Source organism: Variovorax sp. GW821-FHT06D12, assembly GCF_059419205.1.
In genome coordinates this window covers 151376-164038 of record NZ_JBWKRI010000004.1, presented here as the reverse complement: position 1 = coordinate 164038, position 12663 = coordinate 151376, and the positions used below count along the sequence as shown (strand labels likewise).

The following is a 12663-nucleotide window of genomic DNA, read 5'->3' as shown; positions in this document are numbered from 1 at the left end:
GCGGCCGCCGCCGGGCCGCCCCAAGGCGGGCCGCGCCTCCCCCTCGGGGGGTGGAGTTACACGCAGCGAAGCGAAGTGAAAAGCCGGGGGGCACCATGACTAGAGGGGGCGGTTCTCGTCGGGTTCGGGCGTGCGGCGCTGGGGCGCCAGCAGCAACGCGGTGGCCAGCGGCCACAGCGCCGCCTCGAGCGCCGGCGAGACCAGCACGCCCCAGCCCGGGAACACGCCGCCGCCGATCATGCGCGTGATCACCTCGATGAACTGCGACAGCGCAAACAGCGGCAGCACCTGCAGCGCCTGCGAGAGCACCGGGTACCACAGCAGGCGCCGGTGGATCATGATCGCGAAGAAGCCCAGCGTGGTGTAGGACAGCGCATGCTGGCCCAGCATCGACGACTGGTGCACGTCCATGAGCAGGCCGAACATGAAGGCCGCGCCGATGCCCACGCGCGCGGGCTGGTGCACGCCCCAGAACACGATCACCAGCGCCAGCAGGTCGGGCATCCAGGCGGCGCGGCCGATGGGGATCATGTTGACCAGCAGCGCCACGAGCAGGCTGGTCCACATGAAGACGGGGCTGACGGGCAGCAAGAGCTGCTGCTGGCCGGGGCGCTTGATCATCGCGTGGCTCCCGCCGGTTTCTTCTCGTTCTTGCCGGCGCCCGGCTTGCCTTCGGGGCGCTTGCGCTGGGTGGACGCGGCCTCGACGTGCGGCGGCGCCACCGGGGCGCCCGAGGGCTCGAGCACCAGCACGTAGCGCGCCGCGGTCACGCGGGCCAGCGGCACGCAGTAGATGCGCGCAAAGGCCGAATCGGCGCGGCGCTCGATGCGTTCGATCTTCGCCACCGGCAGGCCGGCCGGGTAGATGCCGTCGACGCCGCTGGTGGACAGCAGGTCGCCCTCCTGCAGGTCGGCGTTGGCCGCCATGAAGCGCAGCTCCATGCCGCCGCCGTGCGCCGAGGCGTCGCCGAAGGCCACGCTGCGCACGCCGGTGCGGGTGTTCTGCACGGGAATGGCCAGGTCGCGGTCGATCACCAGCGTGACCTCGCTCGTGAAGGGCAGCACCTGCGTGACCTGGCCCAGCACGCCGCGCGCGTCGATCACCGGCGAGCCGGCGGCCACGCCCTGCGCGAGGCCCTGGTCGATGACGATCTTGCGCGTGTAGGGGTCGGCCGCGTCGTACAGCACCTCGGCCGGACGGCCCGGCGTGGTGGTGGTCTGGCGCAACTCGAGCAGCTCGCGCAGGCGGGCGTTGTCTTGCGCGAGCGTGTCGGCGCGGCTGGCGGTCTCGGCCTGCAGCATCAGGGCCTTGCGGGCCTCGTCTTCATTGCGCTGCGCGGTCTGCAGCTCTTCGAAGTAGCGGCTGCCGCCCATCACCAGCATGACCGGCTTGAGCGCCGCCATCTGCACCGGGTAGAGCACCGCACCGATGGCCGAGCGGATCGGCTTCACGAGGTGAAAGCGGGCGTCGGCGACCATGAGGAAGAGCGAGAGCGCGCCGAAGAAGATCAGCTTGCTGAGTGCCGATTGCCCCTGGTTGAACAGAGGTGGCGCTGTGCGATCGAGCGTGCCCAGAGGCATGTAGTCAGACCCGGCGGTGGTGCGGCATCAAATAACAAAAAGCCGGCCTGCGCAAGCAGAGGCCGGCCGATGATGGCTTTCGCCTTTTACTCGCTCGTGAAGATGCTGCCCAGACGGTCCATGCGCTCCAGGGCGATGCCGCAGCCGCGCACCACGCAGGTCAGCGGGTCTTCGGCCACGAGCACCGGCAGGCCGGTTTCCTCGGCGAGCAGGCGGTCGAGGTCGCGCAGCAGCGCGCCGCCGCCGGTGAGCATCATGCCGCGCTCGGCGATGTCGGCGCCCAGTTCGGGAGGCGTCTGTTCCAGCGCGTTCTTCACGGCCGAGACGATGTTGTTCAGGGGGTCGGTCAGGGCTTCCAGCACTTCGTTGCTGCTGATGGTGAAGCTGCGCGGCACGCCTTCGGAAAGGTTGCGGCCCTTGACTTCCATTTCCTTGACTTCGGAGCCCGGGAAGGCCGAGCCGATGTTCTTCTTGATGACTTCGGCCGTCGGCTCGCCGATCAGCATGCCGTAGTTGCGGCGGATGTAGTTGATGATGGCTTCGTCGAAGCGGTCGCCGCCCACGCGGACCGAGCCCTTGTAGACCATGCCGCCCAGCGAGATCACGCCCACTTCGGTGGTGCCGCCGCCGATGTCCACCACCATCGAGCCCGAGGCTTCGCTGACGGGCAGGCCGGCGCCGATGGCCGCGGCCATGGGTTCTTCGATGAGGTAGACGGCGGTGGCGCCGGCGGCTTCGGCCGCGTCCTTGATGGCGCGGCGCTCGACCTGGGTCGAGCCGCAGGGCACGCAGATGATGATGCGCGGGCTCGGCGTGAGCAGCGTGCGCGGGTGCACCATCTTGATGAACTGCTTGATCATCTGCTCGGTGATCACGAAGTCGGCAATGACGCCGTCCTTCATCGGGCGGATGGCCTCAATGTTGCCGGGCACCTTGCCCAGCATGGCCTTGGCTTCGCGGCCGACGGCCTGGATCACCTTCTTGCCATGGGGGCCGCCTTCGTGGCGGATCGCGACCACGGAGGGCTCGTCCAGCACGATGCCCTTGTTGCGGGCGAAGATCAGGGTGTTGGCGGTGCCGAGGTCGATCGCCAGGTCGGTGGAGAAGTACCGACGGAAAGCTCCAAACATGTGCGGAATCCTCTGAGCACGGCCTGCGCATCGGCAGGTCGTCGCTCTATTTTTGGGTCGTTTGACGGGGTGAATTGATCGTTTTTGGCGCAAAAGCCGGCGCGTTCGCGGGGGTTGCGGCAAAGGCGGGATAATAACCGAATCCCCTCTGAATCCCGTGTCGGCACCCTCTTCGGCGTGCGATTGCCTCCGGTTTTTTCGACCCGTCAGCCATCTATGTCTCTTTCCGCTTCCGATATTGCACGCATCGCCTCGCTGGCGCGGCTGCAGCTTGCCCCAGATGAAAGCGAGCGCATGCTCACTCAAATCAACGGCTTCTTCGATCTGGTCGAACGCATGCGCGCGGTCGACACCACCGGCGTCGAGCCGCTGGCGCACCCCGTGGCCGCGCTCGAAGACGTGACGCTGCGCCTGCGCGACGACATCGTGAGCGAGCCGAACAACCGCGAAGCCAACCAGAAGAGCGCCCCGGCCGTCGAAGCCGGCCTGTTCCTCGTGCCCAAGGTGATCGAACAATGAGCGGCGAACCACTGCACCAGATGGGCGTGGTCGCCCTGGCCAAGGCCTTGGCCGAACGCAAGGTCTCGGCTGTCGAGGCCTCGCAGGCCTTCCTCGGCCGCATGAAGGCCCATGAATCGCTCGGCGCCTTCGTCGACGTCAATGAAGAAGTCACGCTGGCCCAGGCCCGCAAGGCCGACGCGCTGCTCGCCGCAGGCAACGCCCCGGCCCTGGCCGGCGTGCCCATTGCGCACAAGGACATCTTCGTCACCACCGATTTCGCCACCACCGCCGGCTCGAAGATGCTCGCGGGCTACCGCTCGCCCTTCGACGCGACCGTGGTGCGCCGCCTGGCCGAAGCCGGCGCGGTCACGCTGGGCAAGCTCAGCTGCGACGAGTTCGCAATGGGCTCGGCCAACGAGAACGTCGCCGTGCCCGCCGTGGGCCACGACCAAGCCGTGCCGGTGCGCAACCCCTGGAACCTCGAACGCATTCCGGGCGGCTCGTCGGGCGCCAGCGCGGCGGCCGTGGCCGCGCGCCTTGCACCGGCCGCCACCGGCACCGACACCGGCGGCTCGATCCGCCAGCCCGCGTCGTTCTGCGGCGTCACCGGCATCAAGCCCACGTATGGCCGCGCCTCGCGCTACGGCATGGTGGCCTTCGCATCGAGCCTCGACCAGGCCGGCCCGATGGCCCGCTCGGCCGAAGACTGCGCGCTGCTGCTGTCGGCCTTCTGCGGCCCCGATCTCGACCGCGATTCGACCTCGCTCGACAAGCCCGCCGAAGACTTCGGCCGCTCGCTGAACGACTCGCTCGAAGGCCTGCGCATCGGCGTGCCCAAGGAGTTCTTCGGCGACGGCGTGGCGCCCGGCGTGCGCGCCGCCATCGATGCGGCGCTCGCGCAGTACGAGAAGCTCGGCGCCAAGCGCGTCGAGGTCTCGCTGCCGCGCACCGAGCTGTCGATTCCCGTGTACTACATCCTGGCTGCGGCCGAGGCCTCGAGCAACCTGAGCCGCTTCGACGGCGTCAAGTTCGGCCACCGCGCCAAGCAGTACAAGGACCTGGCCGAGATGTACGAACGCACGCGCGCCGAAGGCTTCGGCGACGAGGTGAAGCGCCGCATCATGATCGGCACCTACGTGCTCTCGCACGGCTACTACGACGCCTACTACCTGCAGGCGCAGAAGGTGCGCCGCATGATCGCGGACGACTTCCAGCAGGCGCTGACGCAATGCGACGTGATCGCCGGCCCCGCCGCACCGACCACCGCCTGGAAGATCGGCGAACACGGCGACGACCCCGTGGCCGACTACCTCGCCGACATCTTCACGCTGCCCGCCTCGCTGGCCGGCCTGCCCGGCATGAGCGTGCCCGCGGGCTTCGATGCGGGCATGCCCGTGGGCCTGCAGCTGATCGGCAACTACTTCGGCGAAGCGAAGCTACTCAACGCAGCGCACCGCTTCCAGCAAGCCACCGACTGGCACACGCGCACGCCGGAGGGCTTCTGACATGAGCGAGACCGTGAACACATTCGAAGCACAACAACAAGGCCGCCCGACCGGCCCGCTGGTGCGCGGCTATGAAGTCATCATCGGCTTCGAGACGCACGCCCAACTGTCGACCGCGAGCAAGATCTTCAGCCGCGCCTCCACCGCCTTCGGCGCCGAGCCCAACACGCAGGCCTGCGCGGTCGACCTGGCACTGCCCGGCACGCTGCCCGTGATGAACAAGGGCGCGGTCGAACGCGCCATCAAGCTGGGCCTGGCGCTGGGCTCGCACATCGCGCCGCGCAGCGTGTTCGCGCGCAAGAACTACTTCTACCCCGACCTGCCCAAGGGCTACCAGATCAGCCAGTTCGAGATTCCGGTGGTGCAAGGCGGCGCGGTGTCGTTCTTCCTCGGTGAAGAGAAGAAGACCGTGCGCCTGGTGCGTGCCCACCTCGAGGAAGACGCGGGCAAGTCGCTGCACGAAGACTTCATCGGCCAGAGCGGCATCGACCTGAACCGCGCCGGCACGCCGCTCCTGGAGATCGTGACCGAGCCCGACATGCGCTCCACCGCCGAGGCCGTGGCCTATGCGAAGGAGCTGCACAAGATCGTCACGTGGATCGGCATCTGCGACGGCAACATGCAGGAAGGGAGCTTTCGCTGCGACGCCAACGTGTCGGTGCGCAAGCCCGGTGAGAAGCTCGGCACGCGCCGCGAGATCAAGAACCTGAACAGCTTCAAGTTCATGCAGCAGGCAATCGACTACGAGATCAACTCGCAGATCGACGAGCTCGAAGAGGGCCGTGCCATCGAGCAGGCCACCGTGCTGTTCGACCCCGCCACCGGCGAGACGCGCACCATGCGCACCAAGGAAGACGCGGCCGACTACCGCTACTTCCCCGATCCGGACCTGCCGCCCCTCGTGGTGGCCGCCGAGTGGATCGAGCGCGTGCGCGCCACCATGCCCGAGCTGCCGCGTGCCACGGCCGAGCGCTATGTGCGCGACCACGGCCTGTCGGAATACGACGCCGCGCAGCTCACGCAGGGCGCGGCGCTGGCCCGCTACTTCGACGACGCGGTGAACGCCGGCGCGGCGCCCAAGCTGGCCAGCAACTGGATCACCGGCGAGATGGCGCGCCGCCTGAACGCCGCCGAGATCGGCATCGAGGCCGCACCCGTGAAGGCCGCGCAGCTCGCGCAGCTGGTGACGCGCATCGCCGACGGCACGCTGCCCAACAACGCCGCGCGCCAGGTGTTCGAAGCGCTGTGGAGCGGCGAAGGCAGCGATGTCGACGCGATCATCGAAGCCAAGGACCTGAAGCCGATGAACGACGCCGGCGCGCTCGACAAGATCCTCGACGAGGTGATTGCCAAGAACGCGAAGAACGTCGAGGAATACCGCGGCGGCAAGGAAAAGGCGCTCAACGGCCTCGTGGGGCAGGTCATGAAGGCCAGCGGGGGCAAGGCCAACCCTGCACAGGTCACCGAGCTGCTGAAAGCCAAGCTGGGCTGATCACGAACGAGCCCCGGGGCCTTGCGCCAGGCCCCGGCGGGTTCGTTCAGCGCGGGTTGCCGCCGTTCTGCGGCGACCAGAGCGTCTTCAGGCGCCCGCGCTCCTCGTCGAAGCGCGCATTCACACGCTTCTTCTCGTCTTCCTGCTCCGTGATGAAGCGGTTCTGCACGGCCACGCTCTGCGTGTTGTCCTCGATGCGGCGGCGCACGGCGCCGGGCGCCTTGCTCGTGTCCTGCTTGTAGAACTCGAGCTCTTCGTCGATCTTCTTGCGGTCGTCGGCAAGCTCGACGAGGCGCTTCTTCGCGGCCTGGATCACGGCGTCGATCTGCGACAGGGCCTCGACGCGCTCGCGGTCGTGTGTGGTGGCGTTGGGGTAGCGCACCAGCAGCGCGCGCTCGCGGCGGCGCTCGTCGATGAGCCGTGCGGCCTGGATGGCGGCTTCGCGCGCGCGGTCCTCGCGCTCCTGCTGCTCGCGCGCCGTGTAGGTCGGCTCCAGCTTGCGGCGCACCGTGCCGCTCGGGCCCAGTTCGCGCTGCTCGCGGTCGCTGCACTCGGCGATCGGCCGGTCGGCCGTGAGCGTGCGCCCGCGCGCGTCGACGCAGGTGTAGATGCCGACACCGGGCCCGTCCGTCCTGGCGGGCTGGGCCAGCGCCGTTGCGCACGACGACAGGGCCGCCAGGCCCAGCCACAGCGACGCCACGGCGGCAGCAGAAGAGGGATCGCGCGCGGGGCGTCGCATCGGCGCTGCGTCTCAGGCGCCGTAGCGCGTGCGATAGGCCAGCACGCGCTCGCGGTGCGCGCCGAGGTCGGCGGCGGCGTTGCCCGAGAGGTAGCTCAGCAGGTCGTCCAGCGTGGCGATGGGCACCACCGCGAGGCCGAGCTGGTTGCGCACGTACTGCACGGCGCTGTGGTCCACGTCGACGCCGTTCTCGGTGGCTTTTTCCTGCCGATCGAGGGCGATGGCCACGGCATGCGGCGTGGCGCCCGCGGCCTGGATCGCGGCGATCGATTCGCGCACCGCGGTGCCGGCCGACATCACGTCGTCGACGATCAGCACGCGGCCCTTGAGCGGCGCGCCCACCAGGTTGCCGCCTTCGCCGTGCGCCTTGGCTTCCTTGCGGTTGTAGGCAAAGGGGTAGTTGCGCCCGCGCCGGGCCAGCTCGGCGGCCACGGTGGCGCCCAGCGGGATGCCCTTGTAGGCGGGGCCGAAGATCATGTCGAACTCGAGGCCGCTTTCGACCAGGCGGTCTGCATAGAATCCGGCGAGCCGCGCGATCTTGGCGCCGTCGTCGAAGAGGCCCGAATTGAAGAAATACGGGCTCATGCGACCGGCCTTGGTCTTGAATTCGCCGAAGCGAAGCACGCCGGCGTCGAGCGCGAACTGGACGAAGTCCTGTGCCACCGCGCTGCTTGTCTGACCGTCTACAGCCATTGGAAATTCCTTGTGTTCAAACTGACCAGTCTCAATCTCAATGGCCTGCGCTCGGCGGCCACCAAGGGCGTCGCCGACTGGGTGGCCGAACTCGCGCCGGATTGTATTTGCATGCAGGAGATCCGCGTCCAAGCCAGCGATGTCGAGGGCCGCTTCGAGCAGATGGCCGGCCTGCAGGGCCACTTCCACTTTGCCGAGAAAAAAGGCTACGCGGGCACCGCCATCTACACGAAGCATGCGCCCAGCGCCGTGGTGGTGGGCTGGGGTGATCCCGAATTCGACGCCGAAGGCCGCTACCTCGAGCTGCGCTTCGACACGCCCAAGCGCAAGTTCTCGGTGATCAGCTGCTACTTCCCGAGCGGCAGCTCGGGCGAAGAGCGCCAGGCCGCCAAGTTCCGCTTCCTGAAGGGCTTCTTCCCACACCTGCTGGCGCTGAAGAAGGAGCGCGAGTTCATCCTGTGCGGCGACATCAACATCGCGCACCAGGAAATCGATCTGAAGAACTGGCGCGGCAACCAGAAGAACAGCGGCTTCCTGCCCGAAGAGCGCGCCTGGATGACGCGCCTGCTCGACGCCGGCACCGAAGGCGCGGGCCTGGTGGACGTGTACCGCCGCCTCAAGCCCGACACCACGGGCGACGCCTACACCTGGTGGAGCAACCGCGGCCAGGCCTACGCGAACAACGTGGGATGGCGGCTGGACTACCACCTGGCCACGCCGGCGATGGGCGCGCTGGCGCGCACCGAGGCGATCTACAAGACGGTCAAGTTCAGCGACCACGCGCCGATCACGGTGGAGTACGACTTCACGCTGTAAGTCGCCCGCCCGTCGATGCCGATCCCGACTCCGTCTCCGTCCACGAACCCGTCCTCGCCGCCCACGGCCGCGGCGACGGCGGTGTACCTGCCGCGCGACGTGGTGAACGCGCCCGAGGTGAAGGCCGCGATCGCGCGCCGCAGCGCCGAGCGCGGCGACGACGCCGACATGGCGGCCTGGCTGCTGAACCACTTCTTCCGCTGGGCCATCGGCAGCTTCGGCAACGTGCTGCCGGTGCAGTCCCCCGCCGACTACCTGGCCGCGGCCGGGCCCGACAAGCCGTTGCCCGAGTGGCTGGCCAAGCAGCTGCAGCCGCGCGCCCCTGTCGCGGTGAACGCGGCGTCCGCGCAGGACAAGGAAAAGTCCAAGGGCAACAAGGGCAACACGGCCGAATCGCCCGCCGCCGAAGCCGCTCCGAAGACTTTCTACTACCTCGACCCCGACCACCTGCTGCTGGTCGACCGCGAACGCATGCTGGTCGAGTTCTTGCGCTCGCGGCGCGGCACGCGGCTCGAACAGAAGCTGCAGCGCATCACCTGCTTCATGGCCATGGCCCTGTGGGAGCAGGAGCACCAGCGCATGCAGGCCAAGCGCAACAAGGGCTGGGTGCCCAGCAGCGGCCTGGCGCTGAAGGAAGTGCTGCGCACGCCCAACGGCGTGATCTTCGAGTTCATCGGCAGCCATGCGGCCTTGCGCGAGGAGATGGCCTACGAGTCGTTCCACATGCAGCACTGCCTGGGCCAGTTCGCCAACATCAAGAAGCTGAACGGCGGCTACGGCGAGCAGTACGCCAGCGCCGCGCAGAGCGGCCGGCTGCGCCTGTTCACGCTGCGCAGCGCGGGCAACCTGCCGCACGTGACCATCAGCCTCGACGTGCATCCGGACGGGCTGCGCGTCGACCAGATCAAGGGCAAGCAGAACCGCCACCCGATCCGCAAGTACGCGGACGACGTGCTGCAGTTCCTGCGCACGCTGCCGCCGCGCGGCGAGCGCCACAGCGACTGCGAGGGCATGGGCCTGGTGTTCGAGCCCGAGGCCTCGGACGCCGCGCGGGGCGAATGGAAGTTCGTGACCGATGTGCAAAGCCCCGACTTCCTGCTCAGCGTGATGAGCGGCAACTTCCACCTGATCGAGCACTTCGAGCAGCCGCCGCCGGCGCTGCAATGGCTGCTGCTGCGCATCGCGCCGCACGAGCTGGCGCGGCTGCGCCAGATGGACGTGGCGGTGGCCGCCGCCGCCCGGCTGACGCTGCCCCCGAACCGGTTGCCGCCGGCGCTGCAGGCGGCCCCCACGCCGGCGCCCGCCGCGATGCTGGAGATCGAAGGCATCTCGCTGAGCGCTGCCGTGTGCGCGCCGCCGCTGGGAGCCGCATTGCCATGACGCAGGCCATCGTCATCGTTGTGTTCCTGGGCCTGCTGTACCTGGCGGTGCGCATCGCGTGGTTCGTCGTGCGCACGGCATTCCGCATCGTCGTGCGCGGCTCGGGCACGGCGATCGGCCACATGGAAAAGGCCAACGCCGACCTCGCGGTGCGCGCCGCGCAGGCCCGGGCCGACGCCGGCAAGGTGGTGCCCAACCGCCGCCGCTGGGCGCTGGCGCTCGGCGACATCCTGCTGCTGCGCAACGGCCTGCGCTGCGACAGCGACACGCTGGCGCTCGAGGTGCCCGCCGAGCAGCGCCAGCGGCTGGCCAGGCAGGTGCTGCGCGAAATGAACATGGCCGCCGACCTGGCCGAGCGCGACATCGCCACGCAGATGCAGGCCGCGCTGGTCGGCTGGGTCGGCGGGCTCGGCCGCACCCACGCCAATTTCTACGAACAGCTCGCGGCCGAAGGCCAGGTGCGCGACGCGCTGGCCTTCGACTGCGCGCGCACCGCCTTCCTGGTGCGATGCATCGCGCTGCTGGGCTGGGTGCCCGAGTCGCAGGCCTGGCTGGTGCTGTTCCTCAACGCACAGCGCGCGCAGGACAGCTTCGAGAGCTGGGAAGACTTCGGCCACGCCTATGCGCGGGCCCGGCTGCACTGGCTGCGCATCAGCAGCCAGGATGGCCCGGCCTCGTCGCGCGCCACGCTGGAAGTGCAGGAGCACCTGCAGAACACCCAGGGCAACTGGCTCACGCTGCCCTGGAAGCGCTACCGCATCTTCGATCCCCAACCCGTCACTCTCGCCCCCGCCGCGTCGGCCTGACGCGCGAGCCCCGCCCATGACCACCCACACGCCCTCCGCCGCAGCGACCGTGATTCCCCCCGCGCCCGCGCGCTGGAAGCTCTGCGACATCGACGCCCTGCTGCGCGCCGGCGACTACGCCGCACTCGACCAGCGGCTCGACGACGCGCTGGCCGCCAGCTTTCAAGACCGCGACGAGGAAGAGCGCTACTACGGCGCCTTGCCCGACGACCTGGCCGGCTGCACCGCCGCCGGCGCCGAAGGGCTGGCCCGCCTGGCCGCGTGGCAGGCCGCCCGCCCGCAATCGGCCCACGCCTGGCTGTGCGAAGCGCACTACTGGTACCACTGGGCCTACGAGTACCGCGGCTCGGGCTGGGCCAGCACGGTCACCGCGCTCGGCTGGGAATGCGCCCATGCCTGCGCCACGCGCTGCGCCGTGGCCGCGCTGCGCGCACTGACGCTCGCGCCCACGATGTGGACCGCCTGCGCCCTGCTGCTGCAGAGCACCTCGGCCTTCAACGAGCCCGACTGGCTGACCGAGCTGGTGCGCAGCGGCCGCTGGCCCGACAAGCCGTTGCAGCACGACTTTTCGCTGGACGACGATGCGGCCACCCGCGACGAGTTGCTGGCGCAGCTCGCGCGCTCCGGCCTGGCGCACGACGAGCGCGTCGCCTGCCCCGAGGCCGCGCCCACCGCCCTGCCCTCGCCCGTGCAGGGCCGCAAGGTGATCAGCGGCACGTCCTACTGGATCCACGCCACGCTGCACGTGCACCCGCGGCTGTTCTTCTTCATGCGCCAGTGCGTCTGGTTCCAGCAGCCGCGCTGGGGCGGCAGCCACGAGCGCGTGCGCGCCTTCATCGCCTCGCCCGCCTGCGCCCACCTGAGCGAGGTCGAGAAAGACCGGCTGCGCCACGAGATCTGGCGCGACGACTACCAGGGCAACAGCGTCGACAAGGACGAAGACCCGGCCGAAGCCCAGCAGCGCATGGCCGCCACGCGCCAGCGCGCCCAGGAGGCGCTCTACCCCTACCACCGCTGGGAAACCCTGCGCTGGCTGGCCGTGAGCCACTACATGCTCGACCAGCACGCCGAAGCGCTGGCCTGCCTGCGCGAGGCCGAGAGCCACCATCCCATCGACGACGACTACGCCATGAACATGGCGGTGCACGTCGCCCTGGAGCAGGACCCCGGCGGCCACTGGCTGGGCCAGGCCATCTGCAACAGCGCCAACGCCTACGAATGCAACACCGCGCTGATCCTGCACGGCTACTGCAGCCTGAAGGGCGCCTTCGGCTTCGTGCCCAACGCGACGACCGGCAACGCCTGGCTGGCGGCCGCGCGCGAACGCAACGCCGGCACCGAGAACTGGGACGACCTGGCGCGCGCACTGTGGCGCGTGCCGCGCAACCAGGAAGCCTTCGAGATCCTGGAGATGGGGCTGGCCGCCGGCGACAAATCGTGCCTGCTCACGCTCGGCATCTTCCACGCGGGCGGCGAGCACGGCACCAAGGACCGGCAGCAGGCGATGCACTGCTACGGCCAGGCGGCACAGGCCGGCAACAGCATCGCGGCCTACAAGCTGGGCTACCTCTGCCACGACATGGCCTGGGAAGACGCCACGCCCGCGGCGCAGCGCCCCGCGCTGCAGGCGCAGGCGGTCGAGGCCATGATGAAGGCCCGCGAACTGGGCCACGACGACGCCACCGAGGGCGCGTTGATGTTCATCAGCGACCTGTCCGACATCCCCGTGCGCCACCGCCACCTGGACTTCGTGCGCGAGCACGCCACCAACGGCGACGCCATCGCCATGGCCACGCTGTCGACCCTGCTGGCCGACGCCAACGACAAGGTGCTCTACAACTACCGCGAGAGCGTGCGCTGGATCATGGGCGCGCAGGCCGTGGCGCCCGAGGACGAGTTCGTGGTGAACGTGACCAAGAACACCCACCAGGACGGCTTCCTGTCGTCCACGCTCTACAAGCTCACGCGCCGGCAGATCAAGGCGCACGAGATCCCGGGCGGCGACAACGCGATGGTGTAAC

Annotated in this window: 12 protein-coding genes; 7 read left to right on the top strand and 5 right to left on the bottom strand. The window is 69.2% G+C overall.

Annotated features, from left to right (window positions below):
* Nucleotides 1–99: 99 nt before the first annotated feature.
* The 3 genes from mreD to AC07SQ_RS14455 all read right to left on the bottom strand — a co-directional run bounded on the left by mreD (nt 100) and on the right by AC07SQ_RS14455 (nt 2710).
* Nucleotides 100–621, bottom strand: a complete 522-nt coding sequence (gene mreD / locus AC07SQ_RS14465; protein ID WP_062472721.1) for a rod shape-determining protein MreD — start codon at nt 619–621, stop codon at nt 100–102.
* Nucleotides 618–1580 carry a rod shape-determining protein MreC gene (mreC, locus tag AC07SQ_RS14460; RefSeq protein WP_095743224.1) on the bottom strand — a complete coding sequence of 321 codons (963 nt, stop codon included), beginning with the start codon at nt 1578–1580 and terminating at the stop codon, nt 618–620. The genes mreD and mreC overlap by 4 nt, the downstream gene beginning before the upstream one ends.
* 86 nt (nt 1581–1666) lie before the next feature.
* Nucleotides 1667–2710, bottom strand: coding sequence for a rod shape-determining protein (locus AC07SQ_RS14455; RefSeq protein ID WP_056583929.1), 1044 nt, complete (start codon nt 2708–2710; stop codon nt 1667–1669).
* Nucleotides 2711–2926: 216 nt separating this feature from the next.
* On the opposite strand from AC07SQ_RS14455, the gene gatC reads away from it, so the two are divergent.
* From gatC to gatB, 3 genes are read left to right on the top strand one after another with little or no spacing between them, the layout of a single operon-like run.
* Nucleotides 2927–3229, top strand: a complete 303-nt coding sequence (gene gatC, locus AC07SQ_RS14450) for an Asp-tRNA(Asn)/Glu-tRNA(Gln) amidotransferase subunit GatC (protein WP_495273242.1) — start codon at nt 2927–2929, stop codon at nt 3227–3229.
* A complete protein-coding gene (gene gatA, locus AC07SQ_RS14445) occupies nt 3226–4716 on the top strand; it encodes an Asp-tRNA(Asn)/Glu-tRNA(Gln) amidotransferase subunit GatA (protein WP_495273241.1) in 1491 nt (496 codons plus the stop codon). Before gatC ends, gatA begins: the two co-directional genes overlap by 4 nt.
* A 1-nt stretch (nt 4717) precedes the next feature.
* The gene (gene gatB, locus AC07SQ_RS14440) at nt 4718–6208 is read left to right on the top strand and encodes an Asp-tRNA(Asn)/Glu-tRNA(Gln) amidotransferase subunit GatB (protein WP_095949786.1); all 1491 of its coding nucleotides are present in this window, start codon (nt 4718–4720) and stop codon (nt 6206–6208) included.
* 46 nt (nt 6209–6254) lie between these two features.
* On the opposite strand, the gene AC07SQ_RS14435 is transcribed toward gatB, so the two are convergent.
* Both AC07SQ_RS14435 and pyrE read right to left on the bottom strand, forming a co-directional pair.
* The gene (locus tag AC07SQ_RS14435) at nt 6255–6947 is read right to left on the bottom strand and encodes a DUF4124 domain-containing protein (protein ID WP_390347275.1); all 693 of its coding nucleotides are present in this window, start codon (nt 6945–6947) and stop codon (nt 6255–6257) included.
* 12 nt (nt 6948–6959) lie between these two features.
* The gene (pyrE, locus tag AC07SQ_RS14430; RefSeq protein ID WP_056583914.1) at nt 6960–7640 is read right to left on the bottom strand and encodes an orotate phosphoribosyltransferase; all 681 of its coding nucleotides are present in this window, start codon (nt 7638–7640) and stop codon (nt 6960–6962) included.
* 12 nt (nt 7641–7652) lie between these two features.
* Between pyrE and AC07SQ_RS14425 the strand changes: the two genes are divergently transcribed.
* The 4 genes from AC07SQ_RS14425 to AC07SQ_RS14410 are packed head-to-tail and all read left to right on the top strand — an operon-like array spanning nt 7653 to nt 12662.
* Nucleotides 7653–8456: an exodeoxyribonuclease III gene (locus AC07SQ_RS14425; RefSeq protein WP_062472711.1), complete on the top strand. Its 804-nt coding sequence runs from the start codon at nt 7653–7655 to the stop codon at nt 8454–8456.
* Between the two features lie 15 nt (nt 8457–8471).
* Nucleotides 8472–9836, top strand: a complete 1365-nt coding sequence (locus AC07SQ_RS14420; RefSeq protein ID WP_495273240.1) for a hypothetical protein — start codon at nt 8472–8474, stop codon at nt 9834–9836.
* Nucleotides 9833–10642 carry a DUF1266 domain-containing protein gene (locus AC07SQ_RS14415; protein WP_495273239.1) on the top strand — a complete coding sequence of 270 codons (810 nt, stop codon included), beginning with the start codon at nt 9833–9835 and terminating at the stop codon, nt 10640–10642. The genes AC07SQ_RS14420 and AC07SQ_RS14415 overlap by 4 nt, the downstream gene beginning before the upstream one ends.
* Before the next feature lie 16 nt (nt 10643–10658).
* The gene (locus tag AC07SQ_RS14410) at nt 10659–12662 is read left to right on the top strand and encodes a DUF4034 domain-containing protein (RefSeq protein WP_495273238.1); all 2004 of its coding nucleotides are present in this window, start codon (nt 10659–10661) and stop codon (nt 12660–12662) included.
* Nucleotide 12663 lies beyond the last annotated feature (1 nt).